The sequence below is a fragment of the Bythopirellula goksoeyrii genome, from assembly GCF_008065115.1.
Lineage (GTDB): Bacteria > Planctomycetota > Planctomycetia > Pirellulales > Lacipirellulaceae > Bythopirellula > Bythopirellula goksoeyrii.
Window position 1 is genome coordinate 1249682 of record NZ_CP042913.1, and the last position, 20351, is coordinate 1270032.

General features: G+C 51.7%; 17 protein-coding genes. 6 read left to right on the forward strand and 11 right to left on the reverse strand.

Going from position 1 to position 20351, the window contains the following annotated elements; translation table 11 throughout:
- Positions 1-358: 358 nt before the first annotated feature.
- Complete coding sequence (locus Pr1d_RS04970) at positions 359-1339, reverse strand: hypothetical protein (protein ID WP_148072493.1); 981 nt, start codon at positions 1337-1339, stop codon at positions 359-361.
- 379 nt (positions 1340-1718) lie between these two features.
- Here Pr1d_RS04970 and Pr1d_RS04975 point away from each other — a divergent pair, with 379 nt between their 5' ends.
- The 5 genes from Pr1d_RS04975 (at position 1719) to Pr1d_RS04995 (ending at position 6659) form a co-directional block, all read left to right on the forward strand.
- Complete coding sequence (locus Pr1d_RS04975) at positions 1719-2549, forward strand: hypothetical protein (RefSeq protein WP_148072494.1); 831 nt, start codon at positions 1719-1721, stop codon at positions 2547-2549.
- A 179-nt stretch (positions 2550-2728) separates the two neighbouring features.
- A complete protein-coding gene (locus Pr1d_RS26615) occupies positions 2729-2845 on the forward strand; it encodes a PEP-CTERM sorting domain-containing protein (RefSeq protein ID WP_390622083.1) in 117 nt (38 codons plus the stop codon).
- A 913-nt stretch (positions 2846-3758) separates the two neighbouring features.
- Positions 3759-5453 carry a polysaccharide lyase domain-containing protein gene (locus tag Pr1d_RS04985; RefSeq protein WP_148072496.1) on the forward strand — a complete coding sequence of 565 codons (1695 nt, stop codon included), beginning with the start codon at positions 3759-3761 and terminating at the stop codon, positions 5451-5453.
- A gap of 305 nt (positions 5454-5758) precedes the next feature.
- Positions 5759-6028 carry a hypothetical protein gene (locus Pr1d_RS04990; RefSeq protein WP_148072497.1) on the forward strand — a complete coding sequence of 90 codons (270 nt, stop codon included), beginning with the start codon at positions 5759-5761 and terminating at the stop codon, positions 6026-6028.
- A gap of 391 nt (positions 6029-6419) precedes the next feature.
- Complete coding sequence (locus Pr1d_RS04995; protein ID WP_148072498.1) at positions 6420-6659, forward strand: hypothetical protein; 240 nt, start codon at positions 6420-6422, stop codon at positions 6657-6659.
- A 358-nt stretch (positions 6660-7017) separates the two neighbouring features.
- Here Pr1d_RS04995 and Pr1d_RS05000 read toward each other — a convergent pair whose 3' ends face one another.
- The 3 genes from Pr1d_RS05000 to Pr1d_RS05010 form a co-directional block, all read right to left on the reverse strand.
- Positions 7018-7659, reverse strand: a complete 642-nt coding sequence (locus tag Pr1d_RS05000) for a DUF4405 domain-containing protein (RefSeq protein ID WP_148072499.1) — start codon at positions 7657-7659, stop codon at positions 7018-7020.
- Between the two features lie 64 nt (positions 7660-7723).
- Entirely contained in the window at positions 7724-8161 is a 438-nt protein-coding gene (locus Pr1d_RS05005) for a universal stress protein (RefSeq protein WP_148072500.1), read from the reverse strand.
- A gap of 35 nt (positions 8162-8196) precedes the next feature.
- A complete protein-coding gene (locus Pr1d_RS05010; protein WP_148072501.1) occupies positions 8197-8676 on the reverse strand; it encodes a CBS domain-containing protein in 480 nt (159 codons plus the stop codon).
- Positions 8677-9200: 524 nt separating this feature from the next.
- Between Pr1d_RS05010 and Pr1d_RS05015 the strand changes: the two genes are divergently transcribed.
- On the forward strand, positions 9201-10664 hold the full coding sequence (locus tag Pr1d_RS05015) for a sigma 54-interacting transcriptional regulator (protein ID WP_148072502.1): 1464 nt from the start codon (positions 9201-9203) through the stop codon (positions 10662-10664).
- A gap of 35 nt (positions 10665-10699) precedes the next feature.
- Here Pr1d_RS05015 and Pr1d_RS05020 read toward each other — a convergent pair whose 3' ends face one another.
- From Pr1d_RS05020 to nifJ, 7 genes are all read right to left on the reverse strand, one after another.
- The gene (locus Pr1d_RS05020) at positions 10700-11464 is read right to left on the reverse strand and encodes a hypothetical protein (RefSeq protein WP_148072503.1); all 765 of its coding nucleotides are present in this window, start codon (positions 11462-11464) and stop codon (positions 10700-10702) included.
- Between the two features lie 34 nt (positions 11465-11498).
- A complete protein-coding gene (locus Pr1d_RS05025) occupies positions 11499-14045 on the reverse strand; it encodes a sodium-translocating pyrophosphatase (RefSeq protein WP_148072504.1) in 2547 nt (848 codons plus the stop codon).
- An 86-nt stretch (positions 14046-14131) separates the two neighbouring features.
- On the reverse strand, positions 14132-14629 hold the full coding sequence (locus Pr1d_RS05030; protein ID WP_148072505.1) for a Crp/Fnr family transcriptional regulator: 498 nt from the start codon (positions 14627-14629) through the stop codon (positions 14132-14134).
- 77 nt (positions 14630-14706) lie between these two features.
- Entirely contained in the window at positions 14707-15198 is a 492-nt protein-coding gene (locus tag Pr1d_RS05035) for a CBS domain-containing protein (RefSeq protein WP_148072506.1), read from the reverse strand.
- 2 nt (positions 15199-15200) lie between these two features.
- A complete protein-coding gene (locus tag Pr1d_RS05040; protein WP_148072507.1) occupies positions 15201-15701 on the reverse strand; it encodes a CBS domain-containing protein in 501 nt (166 codons plus the stop codon).
- 20 nt (positions 15702-15721) lie between these two features.
- The gene (locus Pr1d_RS05045) at positions 15722-16735 is read right to left on the reverse strand and encodes a dihydroorotate dehydrogenase-like protein (protein WP_148072508.1); all 1014 of its coding nucleotides are present in this window, start codon (positions 16733-16735) and stop codon (positions 15722-15724) included.
- A 53-nt stretch (positions 16736-16788) separates the two neighbouring features.
- Positions 16789-20349, reverse strand: a complete 3561-nt coding sequence (nifJ, locus tag Pr1d_RS05050; protein WP_148072509.1) for a pyruvate:ferredoxin (flavodoxin) oxidoreductase — start codon at positions 20347-20349, stop codon at positions 16789-16791.
- Between the last annotated feature and the right edge of the window lie 2 nt (positions 20350-20351).

The window sequence follows — 20351 nt, forward strand, 5'->3', positions numbered from 1 at the left end:
GAGTGTGAAAACGTGTTAGAAACTTACAAAGCAAAGAGTTAGGATATCTAAAAGTCGACGGCAATCAGGGCGATTAATGTCTGTTCGACAAATCGAACGTGATGGGTATGCGTCTCCTATCCGTATGACTTTTTTTCCTCAGGAATTTACCCATGTCTTTGCCTACTAGTTAAAGCGGAATAACTGCAGGAATGTTACGAATGTAATTTCCGCTCGAATGGTCGTGAGAGTGCCAAATTTGTGATTGCAGAGACCGAGAGAGGCCCTTACCCACTTCGCAGTAGGACACCAAAGGAAAACGGCGAGCGCAACGACCGTTTGGTCAGTGCACTCGCCGTCGGAATCACTGCGACTTTCATTAGTTGGACTTGATAGAGCTAACTTCAATGGCAAACGACTTGGGCCGATTTCCTTGCGACGCCCTTACAAAGGTGACGAATTTGACGTGCCGCTTCTGTTGAACAGTACCGAAGAGCTCACTGATCTGGCTCGGCGTGCTCGTTTGGCCACTTGTCAACATTATGGTCGCTTCCGGATTCGAAGCATATTCGACCAACTTGTAACCCGGTTTTACAAAGTTGACCTGCAACGACTGCCCATTAACCTCGGGAATCTTAATCTCCGTTATTTCACCAGGGATCAGCGAGATCGCTACGTAGGGTCGGAAAAACGGACCGATCTGCTTGGCCCTCAAGTAAACCGTTTTGGTGTTTACTGTTTCCAGATTCTGATCTGTTGGATCTGTTGGATCCGTTGGATCCGTTGGAGCAGGATCTGTGGGTGTCGGAATTTCAACTGGCTTGAGAGTAATAGTCCTGACAGCTGAAAGAAGTACCATCGGTATAGGCTCGTAGGGAATAGTTGCCCGCACACGGTATCGATATTTTCTGCCGGTACCCAAAAACATTGTGTCGTGATGAACGTATTTGGCTCCAGGTTCACGTCTGTGATCACGCATATGAGGATCAAATGGAATGCGGTGGTCTCTAGCAGTCATTGTGTACACTGCGTGCCACGCCGATGAACCCACAGTTTGCCGTTCCAACTCAAATTTTTTACTGGACACTTTGGCCGCAAAGTCGCGGAAGCTAATCGTAATGCGATGTTTCTTCGTGCTAGTGATGCTTAAAATCTCCGGCGCGTTGGCAGGAGGAGGTTGCTTCGGTTTCTCCGCAACCGGCCCGACACCGGCTCGGGCTGTGATCAACCGCTGGGCTTGAGACTTTGCGGGGCATGCTGACAGCCACGAGATCGCAACGATTGCAATCACGACCGTCACCTTGCCAAGATTCAGCTGAGGGCATTTTTCCATAGCCTTGCGTTCTTGAAGGTTCATCATATTACTTCTTGTTCAGTGTGAGAGTGGTCACTATCCACTCGATTGACTGGCCGCTTGGACAACGATGCCCAAGGGCTCCAAAGGCTTAAGCGTAAGCTGCAGCCGTTTGTTACAGCGTGGTTGATCGAGAAGATGTATCCGCCGAAATCACTGGAGAACGAGGCCCATGACAATGAATATCTTGAAGGAACCGATTTCCGAAGCGAAATATGGGCCATTGAATCGAGGAAGCTTGGGGCCTTTCGTTACCTATCGTCCACCGAGCCAAGAAATTCTGTAACACATCTACGGCCCTATCGCTCTACCTGGTAGGAGCGAAGCGTCGGCGTGACGCACTCGCACAAATTACAGCCGAAGTTCTATTTTGAAGGAGACGACGATGACTACTAAGAATCTGTTTGTGATGTTTCTGCTTGCCATTCTTACTGTGGCATCCTTGAACGCTACTGTCATGGCGCAAGGAACCAGTAGTTCACGAGCCCAGTTTACTAGAATTGCCGTTCGAGGAATAACGACTCCTAAGCTGGCACGTCAGGCTGCCAAGAGCTTTACTTTTGAGGAATCCAGTCAAGCGTTGGCTCAATACAAACAATGGATGATTGGTGCCAACAACACTGGCAAGGTTACGCATGGCTTACCAAAAGGCCCACTGGCCGACGCACAATACAACCTTAAGGGGCTCGTGCCCAGGAAATTCCTTCAGTATGAGAAGCAAGGTACTTTTGGGGGAATTAACTTAGGTTGGACCGACAACGCAAGTGCTAGTACGGCTACCAAAAGCGCGAAATGGTACTTTGTGGCAACCACCGATGGTTCGGCGCCGGTGGTCGGAGGCAGCCTTCATTTCGGCGACCCGATCGCTCTCGCGTGGGGCTCAGGGAAAAAGCCATATGTCAAATACTCGAAACGAAATGTGGGTATCAACTTGAACTGGTCTTCGAAGCCATCCTTCGAATGGGCCGTCCTGGGTGGAGTGCCAGGATCGGAAGTTAGGAGAGGAGAAGACGTTGTCATCCTCTTCAATCTCAAACACCGACAGCCAATGATGTACTTTGACAGAACTGTAGGGGGCCATATTGGATGGCCTGATAGCAGAACTTGGAACCCTTTCTCTGGTAGCTTAACCAGCAAGAACCCTAAAATGCCTGCGGTTGTTCTTCCTTTGTTGCAGGGTAACTGGGAGTTCAAGTCACGGCTATCCATTCAGTGAGCAATGAGAAAAAAGCAGGCGTTCAAAGCTGGCTCAAAGAAAGTCATTCAGTTTCCGAAGGCCTGCCAGATGACAGTACCTTGTAACAAAAGAAGGACTTGTGCCAGTGGTGGTCCAATCAAGACAGTGACAAATGTCGCGTTGCCGATTCTTTTCGGTAACGCGGCATGCGTCAATTCATGGGTGATTTAAGTAGCCCGGTATCAGCTGCGGAGTCCACCATACCAGAACCCTCGTCTTTGGCCTTGCTGCTAGTTGGAACAATTGGCATTTATCTACGTCGAGCAACGAGATGAGGTGCTTAGAAAAGAACGCTTACTAGGCGAGCTACATTTCCTGCAGAACGCGCCTGTGATGGCCATAGCAGGTACAACACTCTTAGTGTCAGGCTATGGATGAGTTCACAAATGCCGCCTTCACGTAAGGTGGCTTGGACGCAGAGACTACATCGACGGTCTAACCGACCTTGGTCACGAATGCTAGCGCAAGGGTGTCTGAAGTGATGAAGACAGCTGCGGGTTTCGTGATCTGACTCGTGACAGCGGTTGCATCACCCGCCCGCTCGAAGCGACTCTTCCATAGTGCTGAGGTTGTTTTCACCAACCGCAGTCTGGAAATGCAGCAAGTGTAATCAACTCGATGAGTCAAAGCGGCGTTGAACAGCCAGTGTCAGTTACTCGTGTCGAATCATGTACAGTGGATAGCTTTTACGCCTAATCTGCCCAGGCCCGACACGCTGAGGAAGATTTCAAGTTAGTTTGGATAGTACCACTGCCCCAATTCCCGAACCGAATAATTGTCTTTGCTTCGCACCGAAGAACGGGTGACGACAAAAGCTCCCAATCTCTTACTGGTTCCTTTGTTTATTAGGTCCGCCCGGTTGTGGCTCTTAAGTTGACGGGGGAGGAATAGAGAGGGAACGGGGTAGGAGGAACGAGACTGCTCGGGTCGCCGACCAACGCTGATCATCGGTGCCCGTCCCCTGCGGAATGACAAATTGGGGAGCACCGCGGAGCGGTGGGGATGGTGCGTCCCGACGCGGAGCATCGGGACGAGGGGGGGAAGGAAAGAGGTTAGAGGCTAGGGGCTGGGGGCTGGGGAAATACACGGAGTGGGGTGCTACCATGAGGTTGAGTACGTTGTTTGACCAATTCCTTTTGATTCTTTACCGTGGGTAGCACGGGGCTAATCTTACGGGAGGGACGAGGCATGCTACGGATCGCGTGTGCGCAGATTTTCTTGTTGATGGGCGTTTTCTATGTGTCCGGCGCTGTGGCTCAGACGTTTTATGTGGCGACCGACGGAAATGATGCCAGTGGCGATGGGTCGGCGGGGAGTCCTTGGGCTTCGATCGGGGGGGCGCTGGCTGAGCTGCATGATGCGAACATTGACGGGGCGACCGTGCTTGTGCGGCCGGGGACTTACTCGGGGCGGCAATCGTTGGTGGGTACTTTTGCTCAGGGGGTCACGGTCCGGTCGGAGGTTCCTTATCAAGCGCAGCTGCGGCATAGCAGCCAGACGGTTGTGGCGTATGTGAATTGCCGGGGGGCGAGCGGGATTACGCTCGAAGGGTTTGATCTGGCTCACTCGGGACCAGGGGCAGCGCCCTTGGTGTTTCACATCGACGGCGGCGGAGGTAATGCGGGAGTTGGCAATATTACCGTCCGCAACAATGTGATTCATGAAAGCTACAACAACGATCTGTTGAAGGTGAACAATGGTGTGACCAACGTGATCGTCGAGCAGAACATGTTCTACAATCAGACGGGGTCCGACGAGCATATCGACGTGAACTCGGTCGAGGATGTCACGATCCGCGACAATGTGTTTTTCAATGACTTCGCTGGCTCGGGGCGGACCAATGGCAACAACACTTCCGCCTACATCGTGATCAAAGACAGCAACGACGAGGACGATCTCTTCCTGGGGACCGACCGAGTGAATGTGCAGCGGAATGTGTTTCTCAATTGGGAGGGGAGCACCGGCTCGAACTTTGTGTTGGTTGGCGAGGATGCCAAGCCGTACATCGAGGCGCGGAATGTGATGTTTGAGAACAATCTCATGCTGGGCAATTCCAGCAACGTGATGCGGGCAGCCGTGGGAGTGAAGAGTGGGGAGCAGATAACGTTTCGCAACAACACCATCGCGGGGGATTTGCCGGCGCTCGCCTTTGCGATGCGCGTGAACGTCGAGAACTCAGCGGTGACCAATGACCAGATCCATTTCTATAACAACCTCTGGTCCGATCCGACGGGAACGATGGGGGCATCGTTGGGAGGGGGAAACGATTTCTCGGATTCACCGCCGGGCGAGGTGACCAATTGGAGCCTCGTGAACAATCAATACTACAACGGCGGCGCACCGATACCCGCGGGCGCAGGGGAGACGATCAACTACACCGACGACGCGACTCGAATCGTGGGTGATCCAGGACTGGCATCGCAAGCGGGATTAACCGTTCCGAGGTGGGAACCTGGCAGCGGAATGTTTGCCGATGGATCGGCAACGATTCGCGAGGCGTTTGTTTCGCTCGTGATGCAGTATGGTGTGCCAACGGCGGGCAGTGCGGGCGTCAATCAAGCATCTGCGGTCCAAGCACCGGCGGATGACATCCTCGGCAATCTTCGTGGCGGTGCGCCGGATGTCGGTGCCGTGGAAATCGTGGCGAACCACGTCGGAGATTTTGATGGCGATGGGGATGTCGATGGGCAGGATTTTCTCGTGTGGCAGCGCGATCCGAATGGGGGACAACTGAGTGATTGGCAAGCGGACTATGGCATGGGTGCAGGACTGCAGACGCGGACTGGTTCGCCGGTGCCGGAACCTGCGGGAGGGGTGATCGTGGGTGGCTTGCTCTTGGTGGTTGGTAGATCGCGGCGCGTGAAACCTTTCGCATCGCAGTAGTGCTAGCGATTAGCGAAACTCTATCTCCTTGTGCATCAACGAGTTGCGTTCGTACTCGCGCAGTGTTTTTGACAACGCTTGTGTTCAATTCGAAGGCAACAAGTTTCGAATTGAGAGGGGTGGGATTCTAACGACAAACATCGCAACGCTTTGCCATACAACAAGATGCAGCGTGGAAGTGCGCATTGGCATACCAAATGCGAATAGGTCTAACCAGTAATCCGAACGCGTTCTTGGAGACGCCGTTCGGAGGAGGCTGATAAAAAGAGTATGAGCGAATCCCCCAGGGCTAAGGAGTGAATACCATGTTACGAAAAGTTTTGTTGAGTACGGCGGCGTTAGCGATTTTGGCATTTGCCGGCATGTCGAGTGCCGATGCAGGCGGTTGTTACCGCGGCGGCGGTGGCTATTACGGTGGTCATCACCACTATTATGGTGGCTATCCGGCCTATCGCAGCGCACGCTACTACGGTGGCGGACCGGGCTACTATGGCGGGAGTGGGTTTTCCTACTACCGTGGTTCCGGTGGATATGGTCGAGGATACAGTGGAGTTGGGATCGCGATTGGTTTCTAGTTGACCTTCCGAGGTACCTGTGGCAGGGATTCGCCCAGTTTGAGAGTTTTCAGGCCGTTGGTAAGGGTTTACCAACGGCCTGTTTTCGTGGAGATTCGAGTAGCTAACGCTGCTGGCTCGCCAATTGTCTCCTGGCGAATACGCTTCTGGGTCGCTGTGTGACGTCACTTTAGCGACCATTTTGAGATCAGGGTGTATTATATGTGACTACACTGCTAGCGATCTGCCGATCGTTTGCGAAACACATATGTGTCGCAAGTCTTTTTCCTGCAATAACTTAGGAAGCCTCCTGGGATGTTTGGCACGGCAGGTGCATAATAGTCCTACCAAAGCGGCCCAATCACAAGTCCCACCTCTTAGCCGCTGGGGGAATTCGCAGGAGAGAAGCATCATGTACAAGAAACTGATAATCATGTTCGCCGTCGTCGCAGGCTTGGCCCTGGCTGACGCACCCGCCGCCAATGCTTGGGTCTATCGCCGCGTTGCCCCGGTACGACGCGTGTTGGCACCGCCGTATCCAATTGCACGCCGTGCGATCGTTGGTCCACGCTACTATCGTCGCCCGGTCGCCTATGGCTTCCGCGGCCCCGTGGTTTATGGCCCTGGCGTTTTTGTTGGCGTCGGTTTCTAGAGTCGTACGAAATAAGACCCGAAGAAGATTTCCCGTCCTCCCCAAGTGGAGGACGGGTTTTTTTGTGTTTAGGTGAGATGAAAAAACTTCCTTGCGCAATCACACAGTTGCTAATCCAGGCATCTGTTCGCCTTGTGATTGTTCGTGAGTTTCCGCGAAACAATCGCAGTTTATCTTTTGACAACGTCGAGGTCTCTCGAACTGTTGTATCTCCCTGCTTTTCGAAAGTCACCGGCCCCTTGAACGATACCTCTTTCCATGAGGGCTGAGTACAGGTCCGCTGCAGAGCAACTTGATTCAAGGTTTCCCTCCCCGGTACTTCGGAGCGGGATTTCATGAGTTTTGTGATAGGTTTTTATCAAGGAGCCTCGTATTCTGAGATGATGCGTCGCACGTCCTCCATTTGGAAACCATATTGTCGCTTGAGTGGACCTAATCGCTCTTGTGGTGAGGTTGTTGGAGCTAGACCGAGTTGTTCAAGGATATAGTTGGCTGGAACTTTAGTTTGTGCTTCAACTTGCTCTAAAGTCATGTCGCCTCGAATAGCACTGCCGTCCTGTTCAATGAGTGAGTCTTCTACTGTTTCGTTTAGAAAGGTCGATCTGGGTACTTGGATCGACGGAGAAAACAACGGAGCGGCAGAAAGTAAAATCACGGCGAGCAATCCGATCACGCCAAGCCCTAAACGGTAACCCGATCCTTCAACAGGTTTTCCTCGGGTCACACAGACAATCCACTTCCAGTGGAGAAAGAGATGAAAGGCGAGTATCGCCATCAGGCCGAGTGCCAAATAGTAGTGGATATCTCCCCATTCATGACGTGTTAGTCCCCACAGTACCGAAACAGCCTTCTCTTGTGCCTGGCGCCCTCCACCCATCGAGTCTATTCGTCCACTTCCGGGGGGAAGCTGATAGCGTAATAAGATGCCGCTTGTAGTAAGACATAAGAAACCGATGAAAGCGAAAGCATCTGTCCAATAATTGAGGGTTGTGCGTTTCATCTATAGATTTTCTGGCAAATGTAGGTTGGCTGTATTGAAATACTTTTCACCAGATGTCATGAGATTAATCGCGTAAGACCAGCACGGGACAGTGAGCTAAGCGGACCACACGCTCAGCTACGGAGCCAATCAAGAGGCGGGCCAGCCCTGTTCGTCCGTGCGAAGGGAGTACGATCATGTCGCAATTCTCGTTTTTCGCTACCTGAGTGATCTCTTCGGCAGGCGTGCCATAGGAGATTATAAAATGTACTTTCTTGTACTTCTCGTCAGTAAATTTCTTACGGAGCATCTCCAAGAGATACTTCGTGCGATCTTCGTCACTGATCATGTTCCATCCGACCAATGGATCCCCTTCAGAAAAGCTGCTCAGGGCGGGTGCCACATGCAACACAATTAAGTGCTCAGGGTCTTCCACCATGGCCAATCCATCGTCAACGGCTCGATTGGCTTGCTCTGAAAAATCGGTAGGAATTAAGACTCTTTTGGGATGAAGCTTTACCATGGTAGCGTCCTCCAAAAACGAACGGTCTAGTAGTGTTATTCTTCAAAAATTGCAATCAGCGTAGCCACGAGGTCGAGGCTCGTAAGCACGCCAACCGGTTTGGAATGCTTATCAACAACCACCAAACGGTGGATATGCTCGTAGCAAAGGCAACGCGCAGCGGTCATTAGTGGAGTATTCTCATTAATCGTTTGCACAGCAGGAGACATCCGACTGCGCACCAGATCGTGCATCACATCATCGACTCCATAGCACCCCTCGGGGTGTTGGAAGGAGGGTACGTGGCGCTTGTCGGTGTCTTCTAGTTCTTCTGCTTTGAGACGAATGAAATCTGAACCACTCAATACGCCTATGCACTTCCCATGCTCATCGACCACCGGAGCACCGGTGACATGTTGTTGGCTCAACTCATCGGCCGCCTCGGCCATTGTGCTGTTTGCAGAAACTGAGACGACGTCACGAGTCATGGCATCGGCAACTCGCAATTGGCTTAGTCGGTCACTTAAGATTATCATGGAAATGCCTCCTAAAGTATCGCTCTTCGAGGGAAAATTGCTCAAACCTTTTGAGGATGTTACCGCAATGCGATTATCAACTCGGTCGACCCCAGTGAGGTCTCGCAATGCAGTCTGTAAAACCTGTTTTAAATAATAAGAAGGTAATTGGCCTGTCACACGCAAAGTTCCCGAATGAAAACTTAGTTTCAAGGAATTCAGGTGATCCTTCAATGAATGGTGTCGTTCCAGCCGCCATTGCGCACTTGCAACAATTTCCTCGTCTTGTCGCTGGATTGAACCACGCAAGTTGGAGAACGAACGATCTTTTTTGCCAGGGATAAACACCTTGAGCCTCCCTGTTAAGCCTGCCCCATGAAAAGAAAATTCGGTATACTATGCTGCAAGTTCTGGACCAAATATGAAAAGTACGGCGAAACGACTATTGCAAGACAACCACGTTGCCGGGTGCAATCACGGTGGGCGATATAGCACACTCAATACCTTAGGTGCCCAGTTCCAGCATACTGGGAGGAGATTGGCTCATGCAGCCGCCTGAATCCTACGAAAAATATTTAGACCTGCAGCAGTACATTGACTTGAATGATGAGGATTTGCGACGTATAGCCGCCGTACGGGAGAGATTGCTGGCCCACTCCGCGCCGATTATTGATGATTTTTATACAGAAATTAGTCGACATCCCCAGACTGCTCGGGTGATTACGGGGGGCAACTCACAAATCGCACAATTGAAGTTCTCTCTGCGTCAATGGCTTCGCCAGTTGCTTTCCGGGCCTTACGACAGCGATTATCTCGCGCTTCGTACTCGGGTTGGACAACGGCATGTGGCGATCGGCTTGGATCAGGTTTATACGTGTGTCGCTCTTTCTCGAATGCGCAATGGCCTCATACGCTTATTGAGCGATACTTGGCAAGAGGCACCTGATGAACTGTTGTTGACGATTCAAACCTTGAACAAACTTCTTGACCTCGACCAGGCCATAATCGAAGACGCTTATCAAGCCGCGTTTCTTGCACAGAGTCAGAATCTAAGTAAGGAGAATCTCCAGTTGCGCGTCGCCCTCGAACGCGAGCAACGAAGCACACATATTGTGGGAAATTCCGAGGCGATGCTGGAGGTTTATCGACTAATCGATCGGACAGCTGCCACGGACAAACCCATTCTGATTCAAGGGGAGAGCGGTACGGGGAAAGAACTCGTCGCTAAGGCATTGCATCGGGCGAGCCGATTTTCGGGTAAGCCATTGGTCGTCATCAACTGTGCTGCGTTGCCAGAATCGCTGTTGGAAAGTGAATTGTTTGGGCACGAAAAAGGGGCCTTTACCGGAGCAATCGCCAGCAAACCAGGCCTGTTTGAAGTTGCCGACGGTGGAACTCTATTTATCGATGAAATTGGCGAATTGGCCGGTGGATTGCAGGCCAAGCTTCTGCGAGTTTTAGAAGATGGGTCGCTTAGGCGAGTAGGTTCGGTGAAGGAGCGTCGCGTCAACGTCCGCCTGTTGGCGGCTACGAACAGGGATTTAGCTATAGAAATAGAGAAGGGTCGATTTCGCGAAGATTTGTATTATCGGATTAACGTGCTCACGATCTTGCTACCTCCATTACGGGAGCGACGGGGCGACATTCTTCAACTAGTGAGCCATTTCACTGGAAAGAGTTGGAACTGGGATAGCAGGTTTATGGAGGTCTTGGAGAACTACAGTTGGCCAGGAAATGTGAGGCAACTGCGAAACGCTATCGAGCGAACGAAGGTGTTGGCGGAAGAAGACACGCTCCTAGCTGAGAATCTTCCCCCCGAGATCTTGCGTACTGGAAGTGAACTAGCCCCTCATAAACCCGGGTCCGAGGCAGACCTGGAAACGATCAACCGCAGTCATATCGCAGATACATTTAAGCGTTACAGTGGAAATAAGGCTCGAACTGCTCGCGCACTGGGAATTAGTCGGCGTACGCTCTATCGCTTGCTGGAAAAGCATGCCATCGAATAACTCCTGTGGCGGGCACTATAAATTTGCCCCTACGCTTAACCCATTGAGGCGGATCGCCACCAAGTGTGATGTTCGGCATCAAGGGTCGCGACATCTGGATAGGCGTAGAACTTGATTCCAGTGGAGTCTCCTAGATAGAAACCAGTTGCAATTGTGCGATAAAATGCTGCCAACGGCGGATTTCGGTCTACAGTTTTGCCAAGTTTGTTGGGGCGCTCCTCAACTTCCCGGATACAATCTTCTATGTGGCTTGGGTTGGCGTATGGGAGATAACTCGCCAAGTGACCCCCGTCGTCCAGTTCAACCTGTGTCTCGGCGAAAAAGATGCGTGGGACACAGACGGTAGTCTTGGGATCAGTGATCCGCTGAGCAAATGCCTTTGGACCTAAGTGAGAGACCACCCGCGATGTCAAAGGGCACAACTCAGCATACATAAATGGCCCCTCGGAGCTGTTTTCCTCATCGAAGTCCCGTCCATTGAGTGATAGTACACGACCGTCTCGCGTGGTGAGGTGAAGTTTGCCATAGGCAGAAAGCGGGACACGTTCCATGACACGGTAAAGGCTCATGTACTTGCTTCGCCGTGGAGTGCCGTCGGGATGTGCTTTGCATTTTGCTTCAACCTGATCGAGATGCAATTCCTTCGAGCGGAACGTGGGATCGATCTCAAAAAAGACTACGTTGCCGAAAGTTTTTTTTTGTGTCCCCACTGCCATATACGCGCCAAATTCTTCCGCTTTCAGTTGCGAGGCTACCAGGGCTTCGGTGCGATAGCACATGAGATAGAGATGGATATCCATGATGACTCTCCTTGGACGATAGTGGTTGGAAAAACTACTGCCCCATGCCGAGAAAGGAAGAAATTTCGGGTGCATATTTCACAACCAGACCGGCGAACACGATACTTACCATATTCATCAGCTTGATCAGTATGTTGAGCGAAGGGCCAGTAGTATCTTTGAATGGATCGCCGACTGTATCGCCCACAACGGCACTCTTATGGGCATCGGATCCTTTGCCACCGTGTTGGCCCGTCTCGATAAGTTTCTTTGCGTTGTCCCAAGCCCCACCGGCGTTGGCCATAAAGACTGCCAATGCGAATCCTGCACATAGTCCTCCCACTAGTAGGCCCATAACTCCAGAAACGCCAAGCAACAAACCGACGAGTACTGGCGCCAACACGGCAAGTAGCGATGGGCGAATCATCTCGCGTTGGGCACCGGCAGTAGAAATGGCTACGCAGCGGGCGTAATCGGGTGTGGTTGTACCCTCCATGATGCCTGGCATTTCGCGAAATTGTCTGCGAACTTCCCTCACCATTTCCATAGCGGCACGACCTACCGCTTTCATTGTCATTGCACCAAAGACGAAGACCATCAGCACACCGGAAAATATTCCCACGAGTACCTTGGGATTCATCAACGTGACCTCGTAGTAGTCCATGAAGTCGAACAAACCGGCGGGAGCCGCTGCAGTGAGCTCGGCAACCACTGGGTCAACGTCCGCTTCTAGAACGGAAGCCCCCTGATGATTGATGATCATGTCCACTGGATTTCCATCGACGACGACTTCCACGGCATGGTTTGCGGTGCTTTCAAACGCACTAATGGTGTAGTTCTCACGATGGCTTCCGTCGGCACCGGGCACATAAAGGCCGTACTTGCCGAACCCTAGATCGACCGCGTTGTAACCTTGGCTATCTTCAACCTGGTAGACGGCAGCTGCTTCGCGATGGATTCCCACGCGAACTTCTTCTATATAGGCGGCCAACAGAGCGAGAGAAGTCAACGCGGCCGAGCCAATGGCAAATCCTTTCCCCACTGCCGCGGTGGTATTGCCGAGCGAGTCGAGGGCGTCAGTTCGTTCGCGGACCTGCTTGGACAAGCCGGCCATTTCGGCGTTGCCGCCGGCGTTATCAGCAATTGGGCCATAGGCGTCCGTTGCGAGCGTGATGCCCAGTGTCGATAGCATACCTACCGACGCCATTCCCACGCCGTACAGACCCATCGCTAGATTCTCAAAACCGTGACACATACCAAAAGACAACAGCATGCCGAGGCATACTGCCGTGATCGGAATCCACGTCGACATTAATCCTGCTGCGATACCGTCGATGATTAGAGGACCGGTTCCCGAGGTGGCCTGGTCGGCGATCCCTTTGGTTGGTTTATATTCTGCACTCGTATAGTATTCAGTGCCGTAGCCGATGATGAGTCCTACTATCAGGCCGATAGTGACTGCTGCCACAACCCCCCAGGCAATACTTGCAGGCAACAGAATCGGCATCACCACCGCCGCGACCACCACAACCATGGCACTTGATCCCCAGATGCCCTTGTTCAGTGCCCACATCAAATCCTTCATCGAGGCACCTTCCTTGGTGGTCACGAGAAAAATACCCGCCAGCGAGAGGAGAATACCAAGACTTGACAGCACCATCGGAGCACCCATAAATGCCAGTTGGGCAGACAGTGCGGTTTCAAATCCCTCGGGCACCCCGCCAAAGGTGACCGCTGCCACTCCCAAAGCCATCGTGGCAAGGATCGATCCGGCATAGGATTCATAGAGATCTGCGCCCATGCCAGCGACGTCGCCTACATTGTCGCCCACATTGTCTGCAATCGTTGCGGGGTTACGAGGATCATCTTCAGGGATACCTGCTTCTACTTTGCCAACTAAGTCTGCCCCGACGTCGGCAGCCTTCGTGTAAATGCCGCCGCCAACGCGGGCAAAGAGTGCTTGCGACGAAGCTCCCATTCCGAAACAGAGCATCACAACGGTGATCGTTTCCAGGCTCATCGGTTCCCCGCCAAAAACCTGGTGATGGAATTTGTAGAGATACAAGAACCATAAGCTAATGTCTAGCATCGCCAATCCGACAACGGTTAAGCCCATCACGGCGCCCGCGCGGAAGGCAATTTTTAAGCCTTGATCAAGCGACTGGCTCGCCCCTTGGGCAGTACGTGCTGAGGCACTCGTAGCCGTCTTCATTCCAAAAAAACCGGCAAGACCAGAGAAGAAACCACCTGTGAGAAATGCGAAGGGAACCAATTTGTGCTGGACATGCAGACCGAAGGCCATGACTGCGAGCAGAGCCGAAACAACGACAAAGAAAATTGCAACCACGCGGTACTGTCTTCGCAAGTAGGCATAGGACCCCTCGCGAACGTACCGAGCTATCTCTTGCATTCGCTCGTTTCCTTCACTTTGGGCCATGATCCAGCGATAAAAGCTGGTGGCACTTGCGAGAGCGATAAAGGCACAGATCCAAGTGAAGTGCCACCAGCCAGGCAACGCTCTTGTGAAAGAGTCGAGACGGTCGATGGTGTCTGAAGGTAAAGCAGGGCTCCCTGAATATGCAAGACAATATGCAATGTGCATTTTGATTTGGGTCCTTAAAAAACCAGACTCACTTTGGTCTAGTCATTCCTCGCAAAGAGTGAAATATTATCTGTCCATGTCTGCAATCAGTCGCTCTCGATTTGATCACCAGAGAGAGGCAGCCGGGAGCCACACATTTCCAACAATTGCAGACGTGTTCCACTCAATCGGAGTGCCAGGGCACTAGCAGCGCGACGCATGAACTCAAAGCCAAAAGTAGGGTGATCAGTGCAGAACTTCGACAACTCGTTGCCTTCGAATACTAGCGCCTTAACAGGAGTTAAAGTGCTGGCAGTATCTGAAAGTCGAGTTCTGCCCAATAATGCCGACCAACCGACTAGCTCTCCTTCTCCCACGATGGCAATCTGTCGACAACTCTGCTTGGGCTCACAGATTGCCAGCGAGACTTGCCCACTGAGTATGATATAAACCTCTTTGGCACGATCATATTCTTCGAAAATAACAGTGCGTTGTGGGATTTCTACTTCACGGCAGATTTTGGCAACCTCTTCGAGATCTGCTGGATCCATATTACTGAAAAAGCGACCTCTTTTCAGTTTGGCAATTAAATCATTTTGACTCATGGAACACCTCTCTTGCTCAAACGCAATGTTTCAGCGATTCGTTGTGGAAATTGATAGTTCTCGTCAGTATGAGTAATTTAGTCGTAGGAATGTTTTCGCAAAAATGCTGTTACGCGTTGCGGGCTGATGATCCCGAGTGCTTTATGTTTTGCATCAATGACGGGTACATGGCGAAAACCAAGCACTGCCATCACGCATAACGCAGAGGCTGAGGAGTCTGATTCGTAGACGAATGCGGGGTCTTTTGTCATGACGTCTCTCACAGGATTATTTTTTACTTGTGCATATTCTAGTGCCACCTTGTCGAGCACATCGCGATCAGAGAAGACACCAACCAGACACCCGTCCTCTTCAACAAGAAGACTGGCAATTTGAAGGTTCGCCATCTTCTCGACTGCTTTGTGAATCGGTGTATCTGGAGTTACGACAGCTACGGGTCGATACTGAATCTCACTGACGCTTTCTTCTGCCAGTGCTTTCTCCAACGGATCGGAATACACTTTTGGGTCGTAGTTTTGCAGCGGGTCTTGAAATTCCTCAGATTCCGCAGGGACTTGCTTCTTAGACATGGTTATGCTCCTTCCCGTTCTACAGGGTATGGGTTTCCGCCAATTCGTTGAACGTTGACCTGGCCGGGAAAATGTTCTGCGACATATTCCATTAGCCCCTTCTGACCGGTCAGGCCAGCTAGTTGACCATCTTCATTGACTACGATTAGAAACCGCACATTGTAAGATTCTAAAGCATCCAGCACCCGGGCAATGGGGTCGGTAAGCTTGACCGTAGGCCAGTCTTTCTTGAGGTGTTTAGAGATGGGTTCATCAATGACATCTGAGTTTTTGCTGAGCAGTCGTGTCAGTTCAGATTCAGGGAACAAACCTATCGGCACTCGATTCGGACTCAGTACGATGGCACATCCAAGCTGATGTTTCCGCATGGCCGTGACTGCTTCGCCAATCGTGCTTGTCTCTTGGACCACGACGGGTTCGCGGAGGGCAAGTCTGCTGACTGTTTCCGAGTGCATGTTTTCATGGAGTCCCATTGCTATGTCCTTTTTTAGATTTCGTTTCACCAGGAAGCTTCAATCGCCTATCAAGGATACCAATATTCTTTTGTGTAACTTGTTAATGCTTTCATGTAGTTCGCGCGTTCCAATGCGCTGGGGTCTGGGCAATTGGCCCGGCTCATGCTCCCCTTGAGTTGTTCTACGGAAACATACTCATTTTCTGATAGCCAATTCACCAGATCCACCAAAATGGTCTCAACGTGGCGGGGGCCCTTTTTTAGAAGTGCCGTGGTCAGCATCGCAACATCTGCGCCAACCAAGAGAACCCGACTCACGTCGGCTGCATGATGAATGCCACTGGTAGCAGCTAGTGAGCATTGCAATTGATCGCGCAGAATGGCGATCCACCTCAAAGGCAACCGTACTTCATAGGGTTGACTGAGAACCAAGTCGGGAATGATCTGCAAGGTTTCGAGATCAAGATCAGGCTCCAAGAATCGATTGAAAAGCACGAGTCCGTCCGCACCGACGGTCATGAGCCGGTAGGCGATGTTAGGAATGCTTGTAAACTGAGATCCGATCTTGACCGCTAAGGGAATGTCGATCGACTGTCTAACGCTGGCAACCAGATCGACATATCTTTGTTCAACTTCTAGCGAATCCATGCCACAATCGGTCGGAACGAAGTAGATGTTTAGTTCTAGCGCATCTGCTCCCGCTTCCTCGAGCATTTGTGCATAGCGGGTCCACCCACCGGGAGTGTGTCCGTTTAGGCTAGCAATGACTGGTACAGAAAGTTCACTCTTGGCTTCTTGGAGTAAATCGAGGTACTCTTGTGGTCCCTTGCTGTAGTGTTCTGTCTCCGGAAAATAGGAGAGCGACTCGGCGTAGGATTCAGCCTGGTATCTATACAATCGATCGATTTCTGCTTCATCGTGTTCGATCTGCTCTTCAAACAACGATGGCATCACGACCGCTGCGATACCGCTCTCCTCCAGTTGACGGAGAGCGTCTATGTTTCCTGTAAGTGGCCCTGCAGAAGCAATCAGAGGGTTCTTCAGCTTCATGCCCAAGTATGTAGTCGAAAGTTCAGTACTCATCGTAAGTCCCACCAATTAGTTGTTTAAAATGCTTGTTCGCATTGCGTGTGTAATTACTCCGACATTGTGCGTTGGATGCCAGCCATTTGTTCGTAGTAGTGCCATTGATCGTTGATGTCCTGTTGGGTCAGCTTAAACAGGCGGTCTGCTTCCTCGGGGTTGGACCGTGCGAGCATCCCAAAACGTGCTTCTTGCATCGCAAAGTCGCGGAATGTCATACGGGGGGCTCGGCTATCGAGATGGAATGGTTGCCCGTTCTCGCGAGCTTCTCGAGGATCATAGCGGTACAAGGGCCAAAAGGCGGATTGCACCGCGTCCTTCTGATGAGTCATCGAAGTGGCCATATTGATGCCATGGGCGATGCAATGGCTGTATGCCAAGATTAGCGAGGGGCCAGGATAAGATTCTGCCTCGGCAAAGGCACGAATCGTCTGAGCTGGATTCGCTCCCATGGCGATTTGGGCGACATATACGTTCCCATACGAAACAGCAAGCATACCGAGGTCTTTTCGGCGAGACTGCTTTCCACCTGAAGCAAATTTTGCCACTGCGGCTCGAGGGGTTGATTTGGAAGCCTGGCCTCCTGTGTTGGAGTAGACGCCCGTATCGAGTACCAGGATATTTACATCTCGGCCAGTGGTGAGAACATGGTCGAGTCCTCCAAAACCAATGTCATAAGCCCAGCCATCGCCACCCACAATCCACACGCTGCGTGGTACGAATACGTCAGCAATCGCTGAAAGAGCTCGTGCTGCAGATGCGTCATGATTGGCAAGCTGCTTACGCAATGTCGCGACCCGCGATCTTTGAAGTTCCAGCTCCTGCTCGCTGGTGGAACAGCATTCGCGCAAACTTTCGGCTAATTCCAGATCTAGGTATCCGGCACATGCTGCCAACAGTGATTGGGCATATTCATACTTCGCATCGATTGCCAATCGCAACCCGAGCCCAAACTCGGCGTTGTCTTCAAAGAGCGAGTTGTTCCAAGTCGGCCCCCGGCCTTGTGGATTGGTGGACCAGGGCGTTGTCGGTAGGTTGCCTCCATAGATGGACGAGCAGCCCGTCGCGTTACCAATCAACGTACGATCTCCAAACATCTGGCTCATCAGTTTGAGGTAGGGAGTCTCCCCGCAACCTGCACAGGCACCGGAGAATTCAAAAAGCGGCTCGAGCAATTGCGATCCTTTGACAGAGTCAATCTTCAGTTGCGTACGATCGGACTGTTCGATATCAAGGAAGAAATCGAAATTTGCCCGCTCTTTCTGCAAATGATCGTCCTTGGGTTCCATATTAATGGCTTTGTGGCGGGCCACCTCTTTGCTCTTGGCAGGACAGACATCGACACAGACTCCGCACCCCGTGCAGTCGTCCGGAGCAACCTGGATCGTCATCAGATTATCAGGGTTTTCTTTATCGCGCCACGATTTCGATAGATACCCATTCGGGGCAGAGGCAACCGCGTCCTGGGGAAAGACCTTCATGCGGATGGCAGCATGCGGGCATACTAGCGAGCAAAGACCGCAATCAATGCATATCGAGGGATCCCAGATAGGGATTTCGGCAGCGATGCTGCGTTTTTCGAGCTTAGCCGTGCCTGTGGGGAAAGTTCCATCGACCGGGAGTGCGCTCACAGGCAAGAGTTCACCTCTGCCAGCAATGAGGGCCGTCGTGATTCTCTCTACAAAAGTGGCATCAATACTGACATCTAGCGCGGGCTCAAGGGGAATATCTGTGCCCTTTATCTCGGGGACTTGCACTTCATGAAGAGCTGCTAAGGTTGCATCGACGGCGGCAAAGTTCCGCTCGAGCACTTGTTCGCCTCGCCTACCATACGTCTTGCGAATGGCTTTCTTGATCTGTTCAATGGCTTGATCACGTGGCAATATTTCTGATAAAGCAAAGAAGCACGTCTGCATGATGGTGTTGATTCGCCCTCCCATCCCAGTTTCGGAAGCAACTTTGAGGGCGTCTACGACATGCAATCTCAGTTGTTTGTCAACAATCTGTCGCCGAATGTTCTGAGGAAGTTTCTTCCACACTTCTTTTGGGCCATAAGGACTATTCAAGAGAAATACCGATTTTGGTCCAGCAACCTGGAGGACATCCATCTTTTCTAGAAAATTGAATTGATGACAGGCAACGAAGTTCGCTTGGTCAATCAAATAGGTCGAATTGATCGGTCGAGGGCTGAAACGCAAGTGCGACACGGTGACGGAACCAGCCTTTTTCGAGTCATAGACAAAGTAACCCTGAGCATACAATGGTGTGTTTTCGCCGATGATTTTTACGGAGTTCTTGCTGGCCCCGACCGTTCCGTCGCTACCTAAGCCATAGAACACGGCCCGCTTCACATCGTCAGCTTCTTTAGACGACTCGGGATCCCAGGGGAGGCTAAGATGGGTGACATCGTCTCGAATTCCAACGGTGAAATGTTGTTTCGGTGAATCTTTGGTCAATTCTTCATAGATGCTTACAACCATTGCCGGAGTAAATTCCTTGGATGAAAGTCCGTAGCGACCTCCGACAATGAGAGGCAATTCAGAATTCTTTGATCCCTGGGTTTCGAAGTACGCCGTCAAGACATCCTGGTACAAGGGCTCACCCAGAGCGCCAGGTTCCTTCGTGCGATCCAGGACGGCTAGGCACTTTACCGTCTTCGGCAAGGCAGCCAGGAAGGCCTCTCTGTCGAAGGGGCGGTAGAGTCGCACTTTGAGCAAGCCGACCTTCTCGCCTTTTTGCGACAAACTTTGCACGGCCTCTTCGACAGATCCGGCTCCGGAACCCATCATCACAATCACCCGGTCAGCATCCTCCGCTCCGACGTAATCAAAAAGGTGATATTGACGACCCGTAAGTTGGGCGAATCGGTCCATTGTCTTCTGAACAATACCTGGAACGTCCAGATAGAAGGGATTACATGCCTCGCGAGCTTGGAAGAAGACATCAGGATTCTGGGCGGAACCTCGCAACACGGGTCGATCTGGATCCATCGCTCGATCGCGATGGGCTTGAACAGATTCTTCGTGTTGCATCTCTTTAATGTGCGCTTCAGAGATTCGTTCGATCTTGTTCACCTCGTGAGACGTTCGAAAACCATCAAAGAAGTGCAAGAACGGTACGCGGGATTGAAAAGTTGCTGACTGAGAGATCAGGGCAAAGTCATGGGCTTCCTGGACCGAGTTCCCCGCCAGCATCGCCCAGCCCGTGCTCCGTACCGCCATTACATCACTGTGATCGCCAAAGATCGAGAGAGCATGAGTTGCCACAGTGCGGGCCGAGACGTGGAAGACAGTGGGAGTAAGTTCGCCAGCGATCTTGAACATATTGGGAATCATGAGCAGCAAACCTTGCGAGGCGGTAAAGGTAGTGCTCAATGCTCCCGCCTGCAGGGCACCATGGACTGCTCCCGCTGCACCTGCCTCGCTCTGCATCTCGATCACTTCTGGCACAGTACCGTAGATGTTGTGTCGCCCTAGAGAAGACCAGGTATCGCAATACTCACCCATCGGGGAAGCAGGTGTTATTGGATAGATGGCGATGACTTCATTCGTCGCGTGGGCAACCAAAGCAGCAGCTTCGTTTCCGTCAACGGTAGTAAATCGGTGGTTGTTCACAG

Coding starts and splice junctions, on each gene's coding strand:
- Pr1d_RS04970 (WP_148072493.1), bottom strand. CDS start 1,339: ATGATGAACCTTCAAGAACGCAAGGCTATGGAAAAATGCCCTCAGCTG.
- Pr1d_RS04975 (WP_148072494.1), top strand. CDS start 1,719: ATGACTACTAAGAATCTGTTTGTGATGTTTCTGCTTGCCATTCTTACT.
- Pr1d_RS26615 (WP_390622083.1), top strand. CDS start 2,729: ATGGGTGATTTAAGTAGCCCGGTATCAGCTGCGGAGTCCACCATACCA.
- Pr1d_RS04985 (WP_148072496.1), top strand. CDS start 3,759: ATGCTACGGATCGCGTGTGCGCAGATTTTCTTGTTGATGGGCGTTTTC.
- Pr1d_RS04990 (WP_148072497.1), top strand. CDS start 5,759: ATGTTACGAAAAGTTTTGTTGAGTACGGCGGCGTTAGCGATTTTGGCA.
- Pr1d_RS04995 (WP_148072498.1), top strand. CDS start 6,420: ATGTACAAGAAACTGATAATCATGTTCGCCGTCGTCGCAGGCTTGGCC.
- Pr1d_RS05000 (WP_148072499.1), bottom strand. CDS start 7,659: ATGAAACGCACAACCCTCAATTATTGGACAGATGCTTTCGCTTTCATC.
- Pr1d_RS05005 (WP_148072500.1), bottom strand. CDS start 8,161: ATGGTAAAGCTTCATCCCAAAAGAGTCTTAATTCCTACCGATTTTTCA.
- Pr1d_RS05010 (WP_148072501.1), bottom strand. CDS start 8,676: ATGATAATCTTAAGTGACCGACTAAGCCAATTGCGAGTTGCCGATGCC.
- Pr1d_RS05015 (WP_148072502.1), top strand. CDS start 9,201: ATGCAGCCGCCTGAATCCTACGAAAAATATTTAGACCTGCAGCAGTAC.
- Pr1d_RS05020 (WP_148072503.1), bottom strand. CDS start 11,464: ATGGATATCCATCTCTATCTCATGTGCTATCGCACCGAAGCCCTGGTA.
- Pr1d_RS05025 (WP_148072504.1), bottom strand. CDS start 14,045: ATGCACATTGCATATTGTCTTGCATATTCAGGGAGCCCTGCTTTACCT.
- Pr1d_RS05030 (WP_148072505.1), bottom strand. CDS start 14,629: ATGAGTCAAAATGATTTAATTGCCAAACTGAAAAGAGGTCGCTTTTTC.
- Pr1d_RS05035 (WP_148072506.1), bottom strand. CDS start 15,198: ATGTCTAAGAAGCAAGTCCCTGCGGAATCTGAGGAATTTCAAGACCCG.
- Pr1d_RS05045 (WP_148072508.1), bottom strand. CDS start 16,735: ATGAGTACTGAACTTTCGACTACATACTTGGGCATGAAGCTGAAGAAC.